Below are 24,053 nucleotides of genomic sequence, written 5' to 3'. Positions count from 1 at the left end.
CCAGCGTAGAGATTTCCAGACCCTTCTGGGCCCTATAGTGCGTGCTGTTGTAGAACTTATCCAAACCATAGGTGTGCCGACCACTTTTTTCACTAAAGCTGCAATCCATCACGGCAATAAGCCGGGTACGCTGCGCCAAAAGATCGGCTAAACACAGACGATTGAACTCGACAAAATCAAACGGTCGCCGGAACCACCGGGCGTACGTCTTCTCATTGAGTTGGCTATAACAGCTTAAATTACGAAAGGTGGCTTTGCCACGCAGACACATCCACGTCGTTAATAACACCTTCATAAACTTACGTTGCGCCGTGGAGAGACTGGACATTTGAGCTAAAAGGGTTTCTATTATCAATGTAGGGGCCTTTGGTTATCGTCAAAAAATGGCGTTGTCGTAGACACCATTTTCCGATACCAGCAGGCCCCTGCCTACAGCAACAAGGTATAAAAACTGTCCGAACTATTGACTTATAAATTCAACAGCTATTCCTGGTGCTTGCAGAACCTGTAGCGACAATACTCTAGTTAGAGAAAATCCATGAGAGATTTCTTGAAAGTATTTGAGCAGATCATCGTTCTTGCTCTCATTGTGATGATGGCTTTTGTTCTGCTCATGACAACCATTGACCTGGGCTGGCTCATCGTAAAAGACCTTATCGAGCCGCCTGTACTGCTGCTCGACGTGGATCAGTTGCTGGATATCTTCGGCTTTTTTCTACTGGTACTGATCGGGATTGAGCTTCTGGGAACCATTAAGGTGTATTTCGATGAGAAAGTTCTTCATGTGCAGGTGGTGTTAGAAGTGGCGATGATCGCCATCGCCCGTAAAATCATCATCTTAGACGTGAAGGAATTATCTAGCCTGACCCTAATTGGAATTGCCTCCATCGTGATTGCGCTTGCAATAGCTTTCTACCTGGTTAAACAGATATTTCCACTCCATTCCAAGTCCCCCCCTAAAAGAAAGGATTAATAAAATGCCTCCCACTGATTTATAGTGGTTCCCATTTAAAATGAATTGATTTTTTTATGGTAGAGTCCCATAAAATAAAAATACGAACAAAGCAACCCACTTAGACTAGGGTGTTGTATCCAATATTATTCGGTGAAATTAATCCCCCCCTTCAAGTTCAAGATTAACAAAGAAGAGCCGTTCTTTAAGGCAATCCGCTGTTCCAGAACGGAGAGTGACGAAGCATATGCATGTGGATAAGGGGAGTTTTTTGTACACCGGCAACAATGGTCTGGCTTTAATAATTCGAATTTTGGCGCTGATAGCCCTATGGCTGCTGTTGAATTCTTGTGCTTCTAAGCGCCCCCTTGAGGCCGAACAAATGAATGCCCAATCCGGCATGAACGAAACCGACCAAATGCAGGTGGTCGACTGTTTGCTGCCTCCCCAAGTCAGAAGATTGGGAACCCATTTCACCTATATGGCTGCCCGGCGCCCCCTTCGCACTACCGCCAGAGATTGCGCCGTGAGAGGCGGCGAATACGCTGCTTATGACCGGGCCAATTATGCCACTGCCCTTAAGGTCTGGCTGCCCCAGGCAAAACAAGGTGACCCTGAGGCCCAAACCTATGTGGGGGAAATTTTTGAAAAAGGCCTAGGTCTGCCACCAGATTACCCAGCAGCCGCCAAATGGTATCGCCTAGCGGCCCAACAGGGCTATGAGCCAGCACAGATCAACTTAGGTTTCTTGTATGAGAAAGGTCTAGGAGTCGAACAAAACCTAGTTGAAGCCCTGAACTGGTACCGTAAAGCGTCAGGGCTAGAGGAAAAGCAAATCGCTTTTGCATCGTCCGTAGAAGGGATCAGCCAGCAACTGGAACAGCTCAGAAAAGACGCGACCCATTACAAACGAGAGGCCGACTCTCTTAGACTAAAACTCCAAAAGGCACGGCATAAACTTGAACAGACACAAACAGAACTACAGCGCCGCCAGAGTGAATTCAAGCATAGTCAACAGAAGCTGAACGCCTTACAGGAACAGCTTGCTCAGAAAAAAGCGGCGCTAGCGGACAGCAGTAAGTCCAGCGAAATTTTGTACCTCGAAACACAATTGGGGGAACAGAAGGCGGAACTCTACCGTAAGCAGCAACTCATCGTCCAGTTGGAAGAGACTGCAGCACAGCAGCAGCAGGCCTTGAAATACTTGAAGCAAGGAGCAGCCCGCTTTGCCACAGATACTACCGAGGAAATCAAGACGCTCAAAGCGGCACTGGACCACCGCAACGACGACATAACCGCACTACGCCAACAACTGGCGGCAACTCAGGAACAGTTGCAGAAAGCAAGGGCCGATCTAGAACAACGGGATAAAAACTCAAGCGCCAAATTGGTCCAGTTTAAACAACAGCAACTACTTGGGCTAGAGCAAGTAAATCAGAAGCAGTCGGAAAGTTTGGAACAACAGAAAGCTCGGATCAAAGAACTTGAAGCCCTGTTAGCAAACGAAAGTAGAAAAAAAGCGCTTGCCCAAGGAGCCAACAAAAAAATTGCTGTGGTCGCACCCACCATTGAGGTCATTGAACCGCCACTCGTTATTAGCCGGGGGACTCCCGCCGCGCATACCCGCTCCGGACTTGAAGCTCGGCCGGTGGTGGGCAAAATCGTGGCACCAGGAGGATTGCTGGCACTCACTGTCAACGAGCAGGAACAAAGGGTGGATGATCACGGCTTATTCAAGACTAACGTGCCGATCCGCGGAGAGAAAACCCTGGTCAGCATCGTTGCCGTGGACCGTAATGGTAAACGGTCAGCGATCGAATTCACATTGGTACCGGATCGATCGCCAGCCAGCAACTTGTCTGCACTATCCCTGCCCCAGGACGATACTCCACCGAAAAGTTTGTTACCTCCTTCCCTGTTTGGGAATTATTACGCTCTAGTTATCGGCAACAATAAGTATCAGCATCTTCCCCACTTGGATACAGCCATGCGCGACGCTGAGGTTCTCGGCAATATCCTGAAAAATAAATATGGGTTTAAAACCCAGGTGCTGCTAAACGCCACCCGTTACGAAATGATGAAGGCACTCAATGAGTATCGGAAGAATCTATCGGAAGATGACAATTTGCTGATTTACTATGCGGGCCATGGCACCCTGGATAAAGTAAATGACCGCGGCCATTGGCTACCAGTTGACGCCGAACCTGACAGCAATGCAAACTGGATTTCCGTACAGAATGTAACAGATCTGCTCAAGATTATGGCAAGCCGACATCTTCTTGTGATCTCGGACTCTTGCTACTCTGGTGCTTTGACCCGCAGCTCCGTGGCACGTTTAGAAGCAGGGATGACCGCAGGAAAACGAGCAGAATGGGTAAAGCAACTGCTGAAGAAACGCTCTCGGGAAGCATTAAGTTCAGGAGGACTCCAACCGGTCCTTGATGGGGGCGGCGGCGGCCACTCAATCTTTGCTAGGGCGCTGATTAACACCCTGCAACGCAACTCTGAAATCCTAGCAGGGCAACGGCTTTACCGCCAGGTGTCGGCACTCGTCAACGATGCAGCTCAGGCACAGGATTTCGATCAAGTTCCCGAATTTGCCCCCATTCGACACGCGGGCCACTCCGGTGGACAGTTTTTCTTCGTGCCTGTATCTTTTGAATCACAAGCAGCCGTTTGGGGTTCGATGCTTAACCAAGCTTGGAACTGACACCTACAGGGATAATTGTATTGCGTTCGTAGGCAACGGGCTTTGTGAATTAACGCTGCCAAAACGCGGCAGGGCAACAGGAAACCCAGTGTATAAAATCAGAATTCAATATTTCTCTTTGGTTTCTCTTAGACGATAGATCACACCTGCGGTATCGCGTACTAAAAATCTTTTCGAACCCACAATTTCCCCAACAACGTATATTTGCCGACTAGCATTTTGATATAGATAGCCGGCTACATCCCCTTCGCCAAGAATCTGGAGCTGACCATACACATAGCGAGAATCCCCATAACCGGCCACCTCCACCCAATGTCCCCTTTGTAGTTTTTTTTCCTGCTCTATGGAATAGGGCTGAGGGGAAAGTTTCTTTGACTTTTTAGCAGGCGCTGATTCCTCCATTGATACTGTGGCAGAAATCAATCCCGCTTTAAGTCGACTAGATTCAAGCGGCGAAAAAGCAAAAGACGGCCCAATTATCCCCCCTAATAGCCCTGCTAATAATATCCCCCTACTCGGCCGCTTCCACATTACCCGCACCCGAGATATTTTTTTCCACCCGAGCAGGACGGCCATAGTAGAGGATATCGCCCGCACCGGTAACATTAACCTTCAGTGATTTTGCTGCATAAACGACAACATCGGCCGCCCCTCCTGCGAAAACCTTGGCATGATTCGCGTGCAGGTTCCTCAAATCCAGCGTTCCGCTGCCTTCGACGATAACCTCCAACAGATCTACCTGGCCCTGGACGCTTACATCACCGCTACCCGCCACCCGTATCACCAGCGAAGGGACATGGAGTTTTCTCAATACCGCATCTGCCGCCGATAGAATATCAACACGGCTGAGACTTGGGCTCCTCGCTTCTACTTGTACCGGGCCCTCAGTTTGGAAGGAACGCCGCGCGGCAATGTTTAGTATATCCCCGCCCACCTCGGTCTCAATGATGGGATGAAGATTAGAATCAGCATCAAGGGTGGCGCCACAATCGTCGCCGGGCAGGTAAACGAGATCCACGCCTGCCTGTACTGTAATTTGGTCAAAGCATGGTAAGGGGCGGCGAACTACCGAGGGCTGGTGATTGCCCCTTACCACATCATCACCATAGACATTCCCGTCAATCACAATTTTTCCGGTGACGGCTTCTGCCTTTAATGGCTCCACACAAAAAAACCCTAGCGCTATCCCTGCCAAAACTCCATAGTATTTATTCATCGTTTATGACCTTAATTTACTGACCCCTCTAATCGATGGAGTTCTACTCGGCGGTTGAGACCGTTGTTAGGGTTCAGATCAGGCAGAGGCTCCCGTTCCCCTCGTCCTACAACCATCAAACGTTCAGGATCGACCCTAAAACTGGACACTAGATAATTTTTAACGGACTTGGCTCGCTCTTGGGAAAGCCAATTATTATAATTTTCAGAACCCTGGGCATCAGTATGACCTTCAATGATGATACGCTCTTCTTTGAACTGCTCCATATTTAATAACCGCCCCACCTCATCTAGATATGGCCGGGTCTCGTCCAAAATTTCAAATGAATTCAAGGCAAATTGGATCGGCAATGCAATACCCACGGATTTTTTCTTTTCCGCTGCCGGCTGAGGATTTGCCGAGGGTGAAGGTGTCATCACGAGCGAACGGGTTTTAAACTGCGGTTTTGGAGATGCCTTCTCTTTTTCAGGGAAAAGGAGCGCTCCCATTTCATCTGCCGAAGGGGGCTTAGTAAACAGTTTGACCTCTTCGGCGGCTGCCATTCTCAAGCTCAAAACAGCCATCACTATGAGGGGGCATACGCCCCATAATGCCACTTTAAAAAATAATTTTCTAGCCATTACTTTATCTCCTTGCTAGCTACTTGAACCTTCTAAGTTCAAGCTTGCACTAAAACCCCATAGCAAATACTTTTGAAGATAATAGAAATTCGCAGTAGAGTTTTTATTTAGGACCCCACCGCATTACTAAGCCATCAGTGTTAAAAAAAACCACTTGGGTACGATACTCCCACGACTCGCCCCATTCCCATTTGCGGGTCCCCTGACAGGTATTACAAGGTTCCCCCCATGCAGCACGCACTTGTTCCTTAGTCATTCCTTTCGCAATCATACCAGCGCGAATCACTTCTACCATTTGAGGATCCCAATCAGAATGCTTGGCGACAAAATCCTCCCGCCGCACCGTCGGAGTTTCACAGGCGACTATCCAACTGATCACTACAATGATCATAAAGTGTTTCATCGCTTAACATCCCTCAATTCATGGCTTTTTCGAGAGCATTATCCACGACTTTGAATTCCGCTCCTGCAAAGGCAAAACGTTCCTCCTGATTCTGGTCAAACTCACCGTCCTCAGTTAAAGGCAACGAGGAAGCGGGTATCGATTGAGTTGCAGCAATAGCGCGAATCTTATCCAGTCCAGCCGGTGCAGCAACCGACAAAGTAAAAGGAGCACCAGCCGGAGGAATACGATAAACCTTGCCAGGTAAGGTATAATTATCACTTTGGTGAGGATTTGGAAATAGCGTGGCCATTTGGCCAGCAGCATTGATGCTCACGATACGCACAAACATGGGTTTAGTGACTTCAAAAAAAACTTCTAAATGCTCCCCAATCTGTAATTCGCTTTTATTGAGCCATACTTTGAGGGTCCCCAATTCAGGTCGAGGCTTAGGGGGATCAGAGATTTCATGTGGAGCCTCTGCCATGATCTCAACCGTTTCCTGTAATGCTAAATCCCGGAGATTTTGCTGGTAATTTTCGATCATTGCGTTTACCTGGCGTCGACGTGCTTGAGTTTGGAGTTCAATAGGAATATTTTCAAACAGGGCTAAATAAACTTTTTCACTAACGGGAGCAGCATTCCCTAAAGCGTGTTCAGACTTAAAAGCTTGAAGGGCGTCCAAGGTGGCTTTATCCAAACGTCCCGTCACTTCTACCGGCTTGCCATATAGGTAGAGATATTCCTGAATCCTGGCAATTCGATCAGCTTCCTCAAAGCTGTAAAATTCTTCACGTACCGCATCAAGCACAATGGAATCCGGTTCCGCATTAGGAAGCAAACGCCAGTAGGGTAATTTTTGGTACTTGCCTACCACTTGGATTACACTGAGCTGGACTAAAAGCCGCACCGCTGCATGCCGGCCTTGAATTTTTTTGATATTGCCACGCAATCCCAGGGTCTGCCCATAAACGGTAAAGCCCAATTGATCCTCACCGACTCCTTTATGCACTTTGATATTATTGACTGCCTGCATAAAAGGAATGCCAGTGAAAGTTCTGAAATCCACCATGTTGAAATCTAGGGTAATGCTTGCCAAAGAATTTTTTCGAATATCCCCAAACTCCAGTGCTATAGGTAAATCTAGTTCTTCTAGAGTACCGCCAAGATCTAGGGCCTTTTCCTTAGTCACCAGCCCGCGATCAAATTCGGTAATTCCACCTACTAACACCACATTGGGTAAGAGCTTCTCTCCCCACTCCGAATAGCCGGTCTGGGCCGTATTCAACATAAATTCTGGATCGTAGGGAACATACAATATCCCACCGCCAATGGAGTTGAGAGTGCTTTTGACCATCTCCGTAATATCGCGGGGAATCTCACCACTGGTGGGTAGGGATGTGCCGGTATTGTCAGTCATCGGCTTAGACATGATTTTGAGCGGACCGCGGCCATAAATCATATTAGCTCGCCCTAATCCCCTCACCGCACGACTGAATATAGTCGTTTTAACTTCAGGCAGCGTTTTATTTAAATCAATATTTACATTCTGAGGATTAAGGCTACAAGCAGAGATAAGTGCAGCAGTAGCACTCGCTACAAGAATTTTGCATATTATAGATTGAAGCCTGGTTTTCATTTCACTGCCTCTGTTACCGCATAGGACAAAACATAAGACTTACTCCACACAGATTTTCATTTAATCTGATTAGGCCGAAATAAGAGGCGTAGTATAGCGCCATAAGGCCCTATATTGGTATTCATCCCCACGGACGATGTGCCGTAACCTATTTTCAAAATAGATTTTAAAAAAATGGTCCTATACTGTAAGGCATTATTTGCCTGTCCTGGAATGGCACATTAGCAGTCAAATAAGAATATGATTGGTTTATTTTGCGATCGCTGCTGCTCCTCGATTATCAGAATTATTAATGATAACGGTTCCAGGGCCCAATTTCGCACCAGGCCCTAAAATAATATTTCCTTGACCAACCACGTTAGTATCTCTATCGGTAATCAGCGTTTTGTTCTTGTTTTTCGTGGCGCTTAGCTCTCGACCTTTTGCTTTCATAAGAACAAAAGGGATATTAACCCCTGTCTTTAAGGAATCATCTACTGGAGTATCCAAGGGTATACCATCATCAAGATCAGAACTCATCCCTACTAGGGGGGACATCAACACCAGCGAGAAAAATATTCTTTGTAATTTTCTTTTTTTTTGATACACGGTATTACTCCTTCTCTTAGCGTTATCAAGAAATAGCCATCCCTGGCCTTTCTTCGTCCATACTTTTGATTACTCGACAACAACAGAACCTTGATTGGCCTTCGCCCCACCTAAAAGCCCACCAACTGCTATATTAGAAGAATTCTTAACGTCGGCTTTGTTGGAAATAGTCGACCCTTTAACCGCGGAACCCTTGATTTTCACTGTCCCCTGATTGGCCTCAGCACTCCCCAAAAGTCCACCAACCGCTATATTGGAAGAATTTTTAATGTTGGCCTTATTGGTGATAGTTGAGCCTTGAATCTTTGAACCTTCAGCCAGCACACCCGTTGCCATGCTCATGCCTGCCACCAAAGCTACTAATACAATCATCTTTTTCATCATTCTATACCTCACAAAGTAAGTTTGTTATTAATCAACAGCGTGTATAACTTTTTATCCCAATCAATGAACTCCCATAATCGGGGTCATAAAATGCAAGTTTGAACTGTTGTCCCCTCACATTGAAAAAAATTATAATCCGTTGATTGAATTCACTCCTGTTAAAATTATCACCACAATAATGTTAAAAAATCACAAACTCTTATTTTTTCCTCCTTTACTAAGCCAAAGTATGAGTGAGAGGGGCAAATCTTATAAGATATCAACCACCCCTCGCGCGCCATCCCCCACCAAGGTAAATGCCGCCCAAAAAAAGGGATGAGACCAGTATTGCTGAATATTCTGATCACCCTCTTTTAGATTAACTTGCTGAGCCTCCCGAGCATCCTTTATCAAGCTAAGTTGCGCTGAACGCAAAGCCTCGCTCCATCCTGTAGTAGGCATTTCGCGCATGTGTTCAAACAATCGGGTCATCAGCTCTTTCGTAGCGACGTCTTCAACGACCCAGTGCGACACCAATAACGAGCGAGCACCGGAAAAGAAAAAAGCACGCGCCAGCCCGGATAAACTCTCCCCACCTGTTTGGGTGCCAGGTCCCCCCGTGTTACAGGCGGAAAGCACCACCAAGTCCGCATCAAGCTCTAACTTGTACACTTCACTGGTATCAATCAGGCCGTCTTCGCCAGCCTCCAAGGGTTGGGAAAGCGAAGCCACTAGCGAGGGCTCCGGTTGACAGCTGAGCTCTGCCGGAAGCAACGCGTGGGTAGCAAAATAGACAATCCGATAGGTGGACAGAGGCAGTGTCCGCACGATCCCTTCGGTAAATTCTCTACCCAAGAACAAATCGGTTAAATGGGGGGGAAAGGTTTTAGCGACTTCCTGGATTTCACTTTCAGTCATCGGTAGCGAGCCAAGGCGTAATAACATTTGCCGGTGTTGCTTGAGCCGTTCCGGCTCGGAAAGACATTCTTCGGGTATATCGACATCAATTTGGGCAACCTCATCCGCCGTATAGGGAATAAAATTATTAAAACCGGCAAACGCCTTTGGCGCTTTGGAAGGCTGTGCAATCACACGCAGATCAATAAAAGAGCGCACAGAGGGGACTAGGCTGAGGGCACTACGCTGCGCCAACCATTTCACCTTGGTGTAATCATAATTTTCAATAGAGGGAGGTGTTTCAGTGACCAGCAAGCCAAAAGGCAAACTTAGCAGGGGACCGGAGGGAACCGTAATGAGATGTTCCACCTTTTTAATTTGCTTGGCCACAGACGAAAAGAGTTCCTGATAGAGCTGATGGGCACGAACCACGTCAAACGCTGGCAACCCCCCATCGGGCTGTGGTGTAATCTTACTCCGCAGCTCCTCTACGGCAAGCGCCGCTTCTCTTATTGAAAGCTCCAATGGATGGGCGCTGACTTTACCGTGGTGAGCAAGAAATAAAAAGCCACCGGTGTCTCCTAGCAACACTTGCACTAGGGCCTCGTGGGGCTCAATTAATTCAAGCACCCGATCAGTGTTAGTCACCGTATCAATCACTTGGTTATAACGAGGAAATGCAGCCTGAACTTGCTCGCTCAACTTCCGGATGCGTTGATTAATCTCCACGAGTTCAGCGCTCAATGCTTTGAGGCGTTCTCGGTTTTGCCGCGCTTCCGGTTGCGCCACTTCCGCCTCATAGGCCCGGTACAAAAGGTGGCGTTCATCTTGGGCCTCTTGAAATGCACGGATCACTTCTCCCGCATGGCCTTCAGAGGCCGCCAACCGCGCCGCAGCACGAGCAATATCCTGAATTGTCTGCCCGCTGCGTACTAACTGCCCCGCCTCGAACATCTCCGCATAAAGAGCAGGACGCTTTGCAGGCTGCGCTTGCGCTACTTCAAAGGCTGTTTTGAGATAGGGCTGTAGCTGCTCGAAGCGAAGACTACCATTTTGATTTTTGAGAAGCTTGATTCCACGGCGGAAGGCAGTCATAGCCTCATCCAGACGACCTTGTTCGCGATAGGCCTTCCCGAGTTCCAGATAAGTAACCGCCCCTGGCCGCTCCCGGGGCGCAATTTGCCCCCAGAGGGTAACCGCCGTACTCAAGTGCTGCTGACGCTCCCCGCCTACCTCTTGGGAAGCCGCAATTTCTGCATCCACCCGAAGTAGTTCCGGTTCCCATGTGGGTGGCACCTCCTGGGCAGCCAATAAAATCTCGTTTGCCTCTTGCAGCACTTTTTCTGCCTGTGCCGCTTTGCCAAGCCGGTGCAACATTGCCGCCTCCAGAGACAAACTCTGCACCATATCGACAGAGCCGGAAGCTTGAGTCCTATGGAGGATCTCCATATCTGCTCGTTGCCCCACAGGCAAGACTGTTTGGCCTCCCTTCACCCTCTCGCTAGCAGCAAATACAGACGTGCGTGAAGCCAACTCTCGCCTCAGTTTGGTGGCTTGGCGCGCTAATTCAAGGGCCTTTTTAAACTGCCGCTGATTGGCGGCATGGAAACCTCGGTAACTTAGATAGCGGGCATAATCCGCCTGATCAAGGGCTTGTTTCGCTATTGTGCTAACCCGTTCAAAGAGGGCTTCTGCTTCAGTGAAGCGTTGCTGATTGCTAAGTTCCAAGGCAAGGTGCATCACCGGATCCAACGTTTCAGGATTGCCCAGGCCTAACAACCGTTCGTGGAGAGCAAGAGCCTCACGGTAGCGATTTGCTGCGGTAACAAAATCTTTGATGCTGTTGTAATACTGACCGGCCGTCATCAACTGGTAATAGACTTGGAGATCACCTGCGCCATACATGCGATCCGCAAGCTGGGCTTCCAAGCGCTGAATAGCCGCCGAAACTGTCCCCTCTTCCTCTAACTTCAATTCAACCTGCCCCGAAAGAAAGCCGATGCTTTCCTCCAGCACACGCAATAGGGCAGGTATTCCATCCGCCAGGAAAGTGGAGCCGTTAATCCGAGCCGCGAGGGCGATATAGGGCCAACCGCCGTTACGTAATCGGCATTGAAGAAGACGTGCCTCTACCCCCTCAAGGAGAGTGGCAGGCTCCTCCTGTTCGCACAGCATTCGCTGTTCAAGGACTTCTCGCCACCATCCCCCTGAGGTCCAGGTCTCAAGGGAAGCTGAAGAAGCCACCTGGTAAAGGCGTCCGCTTGGATGCTCCCAGCGCCCGCAAAAAACTTGGAATATCTGTTCTGTTTGGTCTGCGAAATCAGGATAAGTGGCAGGCTGGACCCGACATTTTTCGCCTACTAGATTAGGGCGAACCAAAATTTCGGCCTCCTGCGCTTTACCCTGCTCACGCTGAAACGCCGTTGACTGGCAGCCCAAGAGAATCAGGAATCCCCCCAGAAAAATAACTAACCGGCTAAGCCACCTCTGCATCAAATGCTCAATCATCTTCGGGTTCTTTAACCCACAGTTCTTCATTCCCTAAATTGGAGAACTGGGATGTGCTCGGATCTCCTGAGGGCATACCCCCTGTCCCGCCTCCCAAGTTGGAGAACCGAGGCGTCGACTCCTCCGTGGAGGAAACAGACTGCGTTCTATCTCCCAAGGAGGGAAGCTGGAACGTCATTTGATCTGCAAAGGGATTACGCCGCGTTCTGATCACCCACAGGGGAGGCTCTTCTATCACTAATACCGGTACCTCCTGGACAAGAAGATTAACTTCCCTGTTAGGCTCTGCTGAAGGGGGGAGAAAACAGGGCGCACCAATCGTGCAACCGTTGATAGTGAAGTTGGGATCCCCCACAGGACCTTCTACCATCACGGCCGTTCCCAAACCGGACACCCCGGCCACCGTCCCAAAGATGGTGGCAGAAGTTCCGGTAGGTTCGATAAATAAACTCGCCAAATTCAATGAATCTTTAACTGTCGTAAAATCACCGCTATAAATTACCCGGGTGTCACCCGCCACAAACCGACCGTTCATTGTCACATTGCGAGCACTGTCAATAGTGATTGGACCCAGGGGAGTAACGGCACCCACGTCATGGCTAAAGATAATATCTCCAGCCCCATTTCCTGCGCTCAGGATCAAAGCTTGCTGGCCATTCACAGGACCATTAAAACGGATATCTGCCCCTGGGGCCTCACCCTGGGTAGTATCCAGTTGCACCGCCATCCCCAATAAAACAGCATCATTGAAAATAATGGGCTGCCCTTGAGTCACGACATCGGCATTGAGGGTAGTCGTGGCCCCTGCCCCCACCAATGTCAGGGAAGCATCATCGACACCACTTAATCCCGGAGCTGATCCCAAAGCGTTCACGGTAATGGAACCACCTACCGGCGTTCGCAGGATTACCGGGTCCCGGAAGACGGCCTCAGTCACCGTGATTCGATGGGCACCATCCGCCCGGCCAATAGTAATGGTTTCAAAACCCTCCTGAAAGCGTCCAAGCTCCTGGTTTGTAAGCTGGAACCCACCTTCTGACCGGCCTAGCGTAATAGGTTGTTCAGGCGACAAGGGTTGTAAAATCAGCCGCCCTGAGCCGGCAATGGAGGCGCCTGCTTCAGTCCCATCAAGAACATCAAGGGTATCGGTAGTCACCACAAAATCGCTACTGCCCACCATGGATGGGCCTAAACGAAGCCCATTGATATCTGTAATCCTGACCTCATTTGCGCCGCTATTATTCAGGAACACGGTATCAACAAAATCATTCCCTTCATCTGCCAATAAAATCGGGCCAGCACCTCCATTGAAGCTGGCCGTCCCCGTGACCGTTAGCGGACCAATACCATTTATTCCTGAAGCGGCCGTCACCTCCAGAGCGCCGGTCACTGATGAAGAAGCCAAGTTAATCTCGTTCCTATCCCAAATCAGGACATCGTGACCTGTAGGAATTTCAACGGTCGCAAAATCATTACCCCGATTAGCAGCGTTAATGTCTCCCTCCATTCCTGCAGTCAGGGAAAGGAGATTACTATCAGCTATTACCGGACCTTCAAATACAATATTGGCGCCCGCTATAGAACCTTTAGCTGTAGTATCCAGCGCCACCTCTGCTCCAAGGAGCACGGCATCGTCAATCACAATGGGCTCGCCCTCGGTGGTCACATCCGCATTGAGGGTGGTGGTCGCCCCCGGACCTATCAGGGTCAAGGACGCATCATCTACCCCCCTAAGCCCCGGCCCCGTACCGCTGGCATTGACCGTAATTGATCCTCCCGCCGGCGTTTGTATCGTCACCGGGTCCCGGAATATGGCATCGGTCACGGTCGTTAGGTGCATCCCGTCAGACCGACCCACGGTAATGGAGCCAAAACCCTCTTCCAGAAAGCCCAATTCCGTGGTGTCCAAACTAAAGGTGGAAGACAGTAAATTGTCAGAAGACACTGTACCCAACACCATGGGGGTCCCCGGTTGCCGGGGCTGCAGAGTTAAATTCCCACCCCCTTCACTGGCCACAGCACCGTTAAGAGCAATTTCGTCGGTGCTTAAGGCGATATCATTCATCACCCGCAGGGCCGCTGCCGTCAACGAACCAGCTTCCACGGTCACTTCGCCTAACACCGTGCCGGTCCCCACCGGCCCTAAACCCACGGTCCCGCTCTCCGCCTCAAGTTCCAGGGTGCGGTTGCTCCCGGCCTCGTCGCCATCCACTGCTCCCTCAAAGCGCATCGCCCCGCCTTCTGAGCGCACAGTCACATCGCTGCCTAAAGTCGAGGGACCGGCCACGGTAAATGCTCCTCCACCGGTGCTATAACCCCTGCCATTGAAGGTCACCGCCCCGGTATAGGTTTGGTCCCCTTGGGTGCTCACCGTCTGGACGTCAATCCTCGACCCCGTGGCGGTCAGCTCCCTCAACGCCGTGCGGCCCCCCACCGGCTCCCTCAAATCAATGGCGCCCGCGCCGGCATTGAGCGTGAAAGCCTGGGCACCATCCACCGGGCCCAAAATCTCAATCCCCGCGCCCTCGGATTCACCTTGGGTCGTAGCCAGCACCACCTCTGCTCCGAGAAGCACCGCATCGTCAATCACAATGGGCTCGCCCTCGGTGGTCACATCCGCATTGAGGGTGGTGGTCGCCCCCGGACCTATCAGGGTCAAGGACGCATCATCTACCCCCCTAAGCCCCGGCCCCGTACCGCTGGCATTGACCGTAATTGATCCTCCCGCCGGCGTTTGTATCGTCACCGGGTCCCGGAATACGGCATCGGTCACCGTAATCTCATGGGCCCCATCCGCTCGACCGATAGTTATCGTGCTAAAACCATCCCTCAAAGCGGCTAAATCAGCTGCCGTAAGATCTAAGTCCCCTGTTTCAGCAGAACCGCCGATCACAATATCCTGTTCGCGAATTGCAGGCTGGATTAATAGATTGCCGCCAGGATTACTAGGACCCTTTCCATTTACGCTATTAGGTCCCCTTAGCAAGTCGATTTCATTCCCTGAGAGAAATATATCGCCATTTCCCAAGCCCCCCCCTGTGTCGATATTACCTACCGATACTCGGGTAGCGGCAGAAAAGGTAACATTACCACCAGAGCCATTTATGGAAGATGAAGTGGCACCTGAGGCGGCCTCAATAGCTTCGAATTGAGTTTCGAATGAGAAATTCTTAGCTTCTATGGCCCCATTTGTGCTGGTCAGGTTAATGTTTCCTCCACGCGAAAACCCACTCGAGGTAAGCTCACCGATAGAGATATCCCCCCGAGCATTGATGATAATTTCACCCCCAGCGCCAGAAGTTGAGGAAGAATCCATATTGCCGATATCAACGAGACCGGCGCTAGTGATTTTAATTGCGCCGCCCTCTGAAGAGCCGTTAGAGTCAAAATTTATAAATTTATTATCAGTTTTTATACTCCCATTTTTGCTGGTGAGACTAATGGCTCCACCTACTGTGGTGATATCAGCATTGACTTCTATATCATTTCCAGCTATTAGGGCTAAATCGTGGCTACTCGTTTGAATAGATCCATTGGCTAAAATCCTCCCCCCCGTGCTTGGCGATTGAAGAATAAGGTTGTCGTTAAAGATCACACCCTCAGCTTCAACAATAATAGCTCCGGTGCCATTATCACGGCCAATGGTGACTGTGCTAAAATCATCCGCCAAGGCAACCAGATCGTCTGCTGTGAGCTCTAACGCTCCAGTTTCGCCGGAACCTGCAATCCTGATTTCCTGTTTAGGGTTTACTGGCTGAATAAATAGATTGCCCCCAGAACCAGTGACGCTATTAATGCCCTCCCCTAAGTCAATTTTATCCCCCGTAAGAGTAATATCTCCGCCACCACTACTAATTGGTTTCGAGATGGAAGGGCTTAAGCTTAAGTGCTGTATATTTGCTCCTGCCACTGTACCTCTGAGGGTAATATCTCCACCATTACTATTAATATCGGCTACTCTTATTCTCGCGCCTTCAATGGTAATATTGCCCCCCTGAGTCTCAATACCAACTTCCACGCTGCTGAACTCTCGCCCCGGTACATTTTCATTGAGTGCGGAAAAAGCTCCTTCATTGACTGCAGAGAAAACTCCCACACCATCCTTATCGGCATCTGCACTAAATGTCACCGAGTTGGTTTGGAGGCTTAAGGCAAAAATTCCAGAAAAAGTAATATCTTCATCCGCCTCGAGTTTGAGATTAACGTTTTCTCCCAAAGCCTCCAGGGTGTTCTCGTAGATGGTGGAGTCGGTGTCATCACCACTACCGGGGATGATAGTGATATCTGTCGGATCAAGCAGCAAAGTACCACTACTGCCCTTCGGGGCACTTAAATCAGCCATACCCCGAAAAATTAAATTTTCCTTACCCGAAACCTCGACAAATCCTCCATCGCCTCCCTCTACCCCTCCCTGGGCGCTAATCTCACCGTGATAGCCCGTCACCTCATCGGCCCAGACAATGACCTCGCCCCCCTCCCCTTGAGTCTTCGCATCAGCGGCAATGGTGGCCGTGGGGCCCACATAGGTGCGCTTGGCATTGGGCTCGGGGCCTTTGCCCTGGAAATTGCCTCCGACCCACACCTCACCACCGCCTTGATCTCCCGAGGCATCGATATGGGCGTTTTCAAACACGCCTACTTTCTCGCCTAGCACTTTTACAGTGCCGCCGGTTTGGCCTGTTTCAGCGCCTGAGGCGTCCAATATTCCCGAAACGGCAACCTCCCCCTCCTCACCCCCGGAGAGCACAATGGTGCCACCTTTAGTTTCCACCGCCCGGGCTTGGACGACCCCTTCCATGTTGATTACCCGGTCCACTACCGCATCCGCTCCATGTGAAGTCAGGGTGACCACACCGCCATTGGCAACAATCTTGCCGGTGTTGGAAACGAGGGACTCTAGGGGCTGGCCATCAGGACCCGTGGGTTGCACCCTCACCTGGGAGCCCACATCAAATTGCAACAGGCCATCGCCGTGAAAATCTAGGGTAAACGTGCGGGCACCAGCCAAGGCAACGCGTCCCAGACGGGCCTGAATGAGCCCTTTGTTATGGACTCCCGAAGCCGCTAGCACCGCAATACCGTTTTCGGCCACTTGAATCTGACCCAGGTTAATTACCGAGGCCTCTCCATTTTCCGAAGAGAGACCAAAGACATAATTTCCAGCGAGAAAATCTTCATTGCGGATGTCCGCTGTGGTAGCCACCAGGCCCGCCACATCTACCTGGGCCCCGGGCCCAAACAGTACCCCATTCGGGTTTACCAGAAAGATCTGGCCGTTGGCGGTGAGCTGCCCGAGGATTTGGGAAGGATCAGCCCCTTTCACCCGGTTCAAAGCGATGGCAGCGGTAGAGGGCTGCTGAAAGTGAGTGTGCTCGTCAGCTCCAATGCTAAAGCGACGCCAATCAATAATGGCCTTATCACTTTCCTGAACCACATCGAGGCGCGAGGGGTCTCGTTGGACGATGGAGGCCGATCCTGCGACCACCCGGCCACCGCGGGGATTGGCCTCGGCCGATCCGGGCCACGAGATGGCTGACGAAACCAGCAAAACAATCAAGGAAACCTGCACCGGGGCCGTCGACCGACTCGGCGCAGGGCCATAATCCCCCCTCATGGATTGGCCTGGACCAGACCGACGCTTCCGCCGTCTCACCCGCTGCTTTCGCTTACCTGTATGTGACATCGTAGACTCCCCTGTATCTTCCTAGAAACGCGCCAAGACCTGAAAGAAGAACCGGGGATCCTTATCCCCCTCGGAAATAGGCGTCCGGGTCAAAGGATTGGCCATTTCCAAATCCACAAACCAATGCTTTAAAATCTGAGTACGGACACCCACTCCCGTGGAAGCCAACGAATCCCGAGAATCCCCGGCATCTCCCAAATCCCGGTTCCATACCACCCCATAATCGTAGAAGGCATACCATTGCACATTAGGCAATATCTCAAAGGGGGTGGGTTGGTTATATTGGGCCTCGGCAGTCAAACCCAGGCCATGATCTCCCAAAATCTCTGAGGGATCGTAACCGCGGCCAAACTGCTCGCCGCCCACGCGAAACTCTTCTACCGACAGCAAAGTATTGAAGGAAAACTGGCCCCGGGCCGCCAAATACACGCCAAACCGATCCCCCAAAGGTTGGTAACGGGAAGCTTGGGCGTTTAAACTGGTGAAATCCGGGAGCCCGCCTTCGCGGGAGAGGTTTTCTTCCCCTTCTTCACTGGCACCCAAGGCATCTAAACCCTGGCGTATCCCTAGACTCACCAAAGAACGCCCCTTCAGGGGATCTTCAAAATCAAAAGCAGCCCCCGCAAACAACACCCGAAGCCGATCTCGATTAAGGCGCTCTCCCGAAAACTCAACTTCTGAATCAATGGTCTGAAAGCCAAAATTAAGATAAAGATTCTTCGCTCGGGAGCGGATCAGAGGATAGCTCATGGAGACCTCCGTCGATAAGATCTCGGTTTCCACCTCAAATCGCGCTAAGGTAAAATCCGGCTCAGTGGGACTATAACTTGCAGCAAGGCGAAATCTTAACCCTTCGTCACCGAGCGCCTGGGTATAAGCCAGTTGCCCGAAAAATTGCTCATCACTGGCAAGCGTGCTTAAAAAAAGGGCTTCTACTTGCTCACCGAATCGAGTGCCGGCATTCTCACGGACCGTGAGCAGGGCGCGTTCAGGGCCGGTGAATTCCGAGCCCCGGTTATTGGCCAGCACATAGCCGTCAAAGGGCTTACGCTGCACCTCAACCACCAGCTGACTGGCCCCCAGCTCCCCCACTCCAGGCCGCAGTACCCCAAAGGCGCGCACCCCAGGGAGATCATTGACCAGCAATAAGTAGCGCTCCAGATCTTGTTTTCGGACCGGGCGGATCTCAGTCACCTTGGCCAGGTAGGCTTTGATTCGTTCCCGGACCGAACCGACCTCCCCTTCCACCTGCACTTCGTCCACAAACCCTTCAATCACCTGGATTCGGAAAACACCCTCTTCCACGGTCTGGGGCGGAACAATCACGCGAGTCAGTAGATAGCCCTCTTCCCGATACTTGTCTTGGATCTGCTCAGCAATTTCAAAAATGCGGGTTAAGAGGATTTTTTTTCCAAGGTCTTCCTGATAAACGGCTTCTAACTCTTCCTGGGTATAAACCGTTGCCCCTTCAAAGATGATCTCGCGCAATACCACCGAAATTTGCTCGGCGCCTGGCGGCGCCGCAATACCGGGCGGGGTAATCGTGATTTCAGCGGGTTCTTCGGGGGGTGGGGGTGCCTGAACCGGCGGTGAGGGCTGAGGTTGTATCGGCCCAGGTAAGGGTTGCTGCTGGGCGAAAACCGATTGTGGGAGATGGGCCAAAAGCCACCCAGCCATTAATACGCCTATCCCCTGTTGCCAGAGAAATCTTAATGCCCCGATCCAATCACCGTGTCTGTCACATCGCTCTGTAAGACACAGGAAAAGCGCCCCCCAATACTCGACAGCATACATGTCGTAATCCTCCCCTCTTCCTTGAGCTCTTTTATTTTGGTTTTTCTTCGTGGCCCTATTGTGGAGCTATTCCCTTAGCCAGAACCGGTCCTGCGAACTCTGAGATTGTTGAGTTATTTTTTAGGCAACCTTATCACATAAGCTCTATCTTAAAAAATTGGTTGTAATTAATAAATTATAATGGCCGAGTGCTATACACATCCACGATTTTATCAACACGAAAAATGTGAAATAGTTCCTTGATAATCCCTGCCGTAAATGGGCAACGGCTCTTCTAGCAGCTTCCAGCTATTTATCTAGAACTTAAGATATGAGCCAAACCACCTTGTTCGAGCAGTTGGGTGCGCGCCTGTTGAAGGGTCCGTTGGGTGGCCATTTCGAATAACTGAAGATGTCCCTGGTGAAGCGTTTGTTGCTTAGCGATATGGGCAAGTTCTTCTGATAACACGGCCAGGGCATCGTACCAGACCCCAGCCTTAGCATAGGCACGGGCGCGGCTTAAGGGGTCAGCGGTGGTGGTCGCCTGAAGAACAGCACTCAGAGGCCTGCGCATGATGAATCTTTTGGCAATGCGATCGTTAGCAGAAAACGCTCGGGACTTATCCCCTAGGCTCACCGACCACTCATAGATCTTTCCCAGCTCCAAACGGGCGCCTTGGGCGGAGAGATTGAGAGCATGAATGCCACTTGGCACGGGACCTGGGATGGAGAACTGAAGGGGCGGCTTCGCAGCATCTTGGGGGATGAGGGTATGCACAATAGAGTTCTCTATGGTCTCAGGAAGATGCCAATAGAGGATCGGCTGAGCTTTGACTGTCAGTGCTACATGTTCAGGAGCCAAAAGGGTCACAGTGGGGGGAGCCGCAGCTTGCACCCCGCGGGTAGCGCCGCTTGCCACCCGAACCAGTGGTGTGAGACGCTCCGGTGCAGGAGGAATATAGGGAATTTGGTAAATAGGTGATGATGAAGAATTCTCCGAGCGCTTTTCAGTGGCCGCTGCCTCTTTATCGCCCCGGTCTTCCCCTGCTGGAACAACCCAGGAGATCAGCATACCCACACTAAAGAGCATCAGGTAGCCGAAAGGTGGTTTTGTCATTTCGTTCTCCTCCTTAAAGGGCGGTTTTTTCCTTTACCCCATGGCTATAGATCCGGTAGATGGTAAGAGGATGGTCTTTGCCTCGGAGACGATGGGTTCCAATACACTTTGCGCCATACCCTGGACCGAGCCGTTGCCAGGTCGATTCGCTCACTAGGATCCGAAATCCAGAGTTCTGCTCATCTTGGAATCCCTTTTTATTAAAGCTCTCCAGACGGGCAGCAATATTCACCGTATCGCCAACGGTAGTGTAGGTCATCCGCTGTGGGCTCCCCACACTACCCGCAATGGCAGGGCCTGTACAGATTCCGATACGGCAACGATCGATCGGCAATCCCTGCGCCCTTAGGCTAGCATTTACCCGGGCCAATTCCTCCCCCATAGCCAGGGCGCAGTTCACAGCCTGCTGAGCTTCCAGATTGATTGCTTCGGAATGGGTTCTTGGTACTGGGACCCCAAAAGTTGCCTTCAGTCCATCTCCTGCATAATCCTCGACAATACCGCCATGAGCCTCCACCATCTGGGCCATGGCACCCATATAGCGGTTGATCCAATCCATGACAAATGCAGGATCCATTTTCTCTAGGGCGGAAGTGTAGCCCATCAGATCACTCATTAGCACGGTGATAGTCAGTTCCTGGGGACGTAATCTCCCCGCTTCCATGAATTCCTCTCGCTGCCTCCAAAGCGTTGCTGCGACCTCACGGGAGACATAATAACCAAAGAGATCCATGATCTGCTTGCGCTCCTGGTGCTCCCGCAGGAACAAAGCAGCGATAGTTACGGCAAAGGCACTCCCCCCGGCAAACATTAAGGTTGCCACGGGGAGCCACCAACCTTGAAGAAAAATTAAATAGGCCCCCCCCACAGGTAAAATGACGCTGCCAAGGGCCGCAAAAGTGAGGCGCACCGAGGACCGAGTGGCAACCCCCAGCGTGCTCCCCATGACAGTTGCAAGTAAAATTCCCACCAGTTCCTGGTAATTGCTCAATATCTTGAGGGGAGTATCCCCGGAGAGAGCTACCCTGATGAGTTGATCCGCAGCGTGGGCGTGCAATTCAACGCCATACAGAGGATCAAAACCCAAGCTGCTAAAGGGAGTTTCATAGTGATCAGGCACACTAGGCGAGGTAGTGCCAATAATAACGACCCGTCCTCGGATGGCCTCAGGATCCCATTCCCCATCTAGCACCGTCGATAAAGAGAAGGCGGGAAACGGCAAAGGGCCCCGCCCATAATCCATCAGATACTGATAGCCGCCATCATCTGCTCCATGGTAGCCTCCATCATGGGCTCGAAAACGGGGTAAGGTCGTCTCGCCAAGACGCACCAAAGCAGCATTCCTAGGATCTGGGGTGAGGGTAATTCCCTCCTCTTGCAGATATCTAAGAGCCAGTTGTAGGGAGAAGGCCAAATAGGCCTGGGCTGGGTTTTCGGGATTCCAGAGAATTAGAAGTCCCCGGCGGATGATCCCGCCCTGATCCTGTTTGAGGTCGGCAAAGCCTACCTGATGTCTGCTTTCCAGGAATGGCGGGGCGGATACAGGCTGACCGAGGCGCTTGTCAACCATCACGATACGGGAGTCTTTGTTAACAATTTCAGCCAGGCGCTCATGCCCCGTACTGGCCAGATCGCGAAACAAATCGACACCGATGGCCCGAGGAGCGTGAGGTAAAAGCGTTGCTAGAGTTTGCGCAAGTAGACTATCGGAGAGCGGATAACCGAAACGCTGGATATCAGCCTCCTGGATCCGGATCAAAACAATGGGCGGCGCCGGCCCTCCTCGTTTGGGATGAAACCCGAGGAGCCGATCATAGGCGCTCAATTCCAGTCCTTCGAACAAACCCAAATGGCGAGCGCCGACAATTCCAGCAAACACAATGATAACAATACTCAAGAGCGCAAAAAGTCTGGTATGAAAAACATGGCGCAAGAAACAGCGTACTTTCATCACAATGCTTCAAATCATCACTCCATTCCCCGAAACCGAGCCCCGAGATAACGGGCTAAACCCTCCCCGCCACGTTTCATGATTGCATAATGATTCCATTTAAAAATAGATCTCATCATCGGTGCCAACCAACCTATCCAAGGTTTTATAGTACGTACATTCCAATCATAGCGTACCGTTGTGATACCCTTGGCGCTAGAAAGATACCACCGCCCCCATCCTTCCACATCACCGCTGACAATCACCTCAGCAAAGACAGGGGCCTCAATACGGGTGACTTGAGACTCAAGTGAAAGCTTGTAGGGCAAGGAAGTCCGCCAGGTAAAATGATGGCGGGAACCGATGCCATTCTCATCCCCTGTTCCCAGGTTAACCACCCGTTCTACGTAGAACCACCACACAGGCCAACGCTCGACATCAGAAATGGCATTCCAGACTACTTCGATCGGCGCTTCTATATGCCAGATTGTGACAAACGAGTACAGTGTCAAATATCTTTTTTTAAAAATACCGCGACCTCGTCGTTCCCCGTACTCTGCTGACGCTCTAGCCTCAGAGGAAGCGCCATAAATTGACTCAGCATCTGCCTCCGCCGCCGGGGTAAGATCCAGGTAATAATGACTCGCCACATACTGCTTGATTGCAAACCGCGTTAGCACGCCTACCACCGCAGCCACCGGAACAGCCAACAGTATGCCTAAAAACCCAAACAATGCCCCACCCGCTAATAAGGCAAAAATAACCACCACCGGATGCAATCCCACGCGAGTACCTACCAAGCGGGGAGTCAAAAAATTGCCTTCGATAACCTGCCCGACCACAAATACCCCCGCTACTAGCGCAATCGGGGTCCACTCGGAAAACTGCACGAAGGCCAAACCGATCCCCGCGATAAAACCTACGATAGTACCCACATAAGGGATAAACGAAAGCAATCCCGCTCCCATGCCTATCATTAATCCGAAATCCAACCCTATCAGAGTCAATCCTATTGCATAGAAAGTCCCAAGTAACAGGCATACACTGGCCTGGCCACGGATAAAACCTGATAAAACTGTATCAATAAGCTTAACCTGTTCACGAATGACAGGGGCATATTTTCGCGGCAGCAAATGGTCAACCCGTGCAATCAACCTATCCCAATCCCGCAACAGATAGAAGGCCACTACCGGCGTCACAAAAATGAGTGACAGGAGATTAGCTAGCGCCATACCACTGCTTAGGAGAGAAGCCAATGTCCGTCCTATCCATTTAATCAGTGCGCCAGCCTGATCCCTGACGGCGTTCTGGAGTTGGGATATATCAATGGACCAGCGTTCTTGAAGCAATTGCAACCAGGGCCAAGTGGAATCCTGCGCCCGCGCGATTAGGGAGGGTAGAACTTCTATCAAGTGCATGATTTGATTCTGCAACAGCGGAACAAGCAGCAGCAATACTGCGATAACGACAAAAATAAATCCCGCGGTCACTAGGCTTGTAGCCATTGTGCGCGAAAATCCTTTGCGCTCGAGCCAATCACAAAGGGGATCAATTAGATAGGCAACCGCCATACCTGCCACAAACGGCAGCAGAATTTCCCGAAGTAGATAGACTGAGAAGAGAAAAAGAAAGAAACCAATTAACCAAAATCTAAGTTGCCGCCTCGCATTCACTG

At 50.8% G+C, this 24,053-nt stretch carries 15 protein-coding genes; 2 read left to right on the top strand and 13 right to left on the bottom strand.

All coding sequences use genetic code 11. The features are described from left to right. Positions 1-538 precede the first annotated feature (538 nt). Complete coding sequence (locus E3U44_RS12185) at positions 539-973, top strand: phosphate-starvation-inducible PsiE family protein (protein ID WP_134358450.1); 435 nt, start codon at positions 539-541, stop codon at positions 971-973. A 214-nt stretch (positions 974-1,187) separates the two neighbouring features. After that, on the top strand, positions 1,188-3,662 hold the full coding sequence (locus E3U44_RS20390) for a caspase family protein (RefSeq protein WP_134358449.1): 2,475 nt from the start codon (positions 1,188-1,190) through the stop codon (positions 3,660-3,662). A gap of 105 nt (positions 3,663-3,767) precedes the next feature. Here the strand turns inward: E3U44_RS20390 and E3U44_RS12175 are convergent, their stop codons facing one another. The 13 genes from E3U44_RS12175 to E3U44_RS12115 form a co-directional block, all read right to left on the bottom strand. Then, positions 3,768-4,064 (bottom strand): hypothetical protein, encoded by a 297-nt coding sequence (locus tag E3U44_RS12175; RefSeq protein WP_134358448.1) that lies wholly within the window; start codon positions 4,062-4,064, stop codon positions 3,768-3,770. A 109-nt stretch (positions 4,065-4,173) separates the two neighbouring features. Further along, entirely contained in the window at positions 4,174-4,878 is a 705-nt protein-coding gene (locus tag E3U44_RS12170) for a head GIN domain-containing protein (RefSeq protein WP_134358447.1), read from the bottom strand. A gap of 11 nt (positions 4,879-4,889) precedes the next feature. After that, entirely contained in the window at positions 4,890-5,498 is a 609-nt protein-coding gene (locus E3U44_RS12165) for an OmpA family protein (protein ID WP_134358446.1), read from the bottom strand. Between the two features lie 103 nt (positions 5,499-5,601). Next, a complete protein-coding gene (locus tag E3U44_RS12160; RefSeq protein ID WP_134358445.1) occupies positions 5,602-5,901 on the bottom strand; it encodes a hypothetical protein in 300 nt (99 codons plus the stop codon). Positions 5,902-5,914: 13 nt separating this feature from the next. Next, a complete protein-coding gene (locus E3U44_RS12155) occupies positions 5,915-7,342 on the bottom strand; it encodes a DUF4384 domain-containing protein (RefSeq protein WP_240761429.1) in 1,428 nt (475 codons plus the stop codon). A gap of 426 nt (positions 7,343-7,768) precedes the next feature. Further along, the gene (locus tag E3U44_RS12150) at positions 7,769-8,107 is read right to left on the bottom strand and encodes a hypothetical protein (protein WP_134358443.1); all 339 of its coding nucleotides are present in this window, start codon (positions 8,105-8,107) and stop codon (positions 7,769-7,771) included. 69 nt (positions 8,108-8,176) lie between these two features. Next, the gene (locus tag E3U44_RS12145; RefSeq protein ID WP_134358442.1) at positions 8,177-8,491 is read right to left on the bottom strand and encodes a hypothetical protein; all 315 of its coding nucleotides are present in this window, start codon (positions 8,489-8,491) and stop codon (positions 8,177-8,179) included. A gap of 249 nt (positions 8,492-8,740) precedes the next feature. Beyond that, positions 8,741-11,875, bottom strand: coding sequence for a CHAT domain-containing protein (locus E3U44_RS12140; RefSeq protein WP_166805073.1), 3,135 nt, complete (start codon positions 11,873-11,875; stop codon positions 8,741-8,743). Further along, entirely contained in the window at positions 11,868-17,558 is a 5,691-nt protein-coding gene (locus E3U44_RS12135; RefSeq protein ID WP_134358440.1) for a two-partner secretion domain-containing protein, read from the bottom strand. The genes E3U44_RS12140 and E3U44_RS12135 overlap by 8 nt, the downstream gene beginning before the upstream one ends. Before the next feature lie 21 nt (positions 17,559-17,579). Then, positions 17,580-19,352, bottom strand: coding sequence for a ShlB/FhaC/HecB family hemolysin secretion/activation protein (locus E3U44_RS12130; protein WP_134358439.1), 1,773 nt, complete (start codon positions 19,350-19,352; stop codon positions 17,580-17,582). A 292-nt stretch (positions 19,353-19,644) separates the two neighbouring features. After that, a complete protein-coding gene (locus E3U44_RS12125; protein ID WP_134358438.1) occupies positions 19,645-20,448 on the bottom strand; it encodes a DUF928 domain-containing protein in 804 nt (267 codons plus the stop codon). 13 nt (positions 20,449-20,461) lie between these two features. Continuing rightward, positions 20,462-22,399, bottom strand: a complete 1,938-nt coding sequence (locus E3U44_RS12120) for a CHASE2 domain-containing protein (RefSeq protein ID WP_134358437.1) — start codon at positions 22,397-22,399, stop codon at positions 20,462-20,464. Positions 22,400-22,416: 17 nt separating this feature from the next. Beyond that, positions 22,417-24,051: an AI-2E family transporter gene (locus tag E3U44_RS12115; protein ID WP_134358436.1), complete on the bottom strand. Its 1,635-nt coding sequence runs from the start codon at positions 24,049-24,051 to the stop codon at positions 22,417-22,419. Positions 24,052-24,053: the final 2 nt, after the last annotated feature.

This window comes from Nitrosococcus wardiae, assembly GCF_004421105.1.
GTDB classification, from domain to species: domain Bacteria; phylum Pseudomonadota; class Gammaproteobacteria; order Nitrosococcales; family Nitrosococcaceae; genus Nitrosococcus; species Nitrosococcus wardiae.
This window is presented reverse-complemented; position numbering and strand designations above follow the sequence as displayed.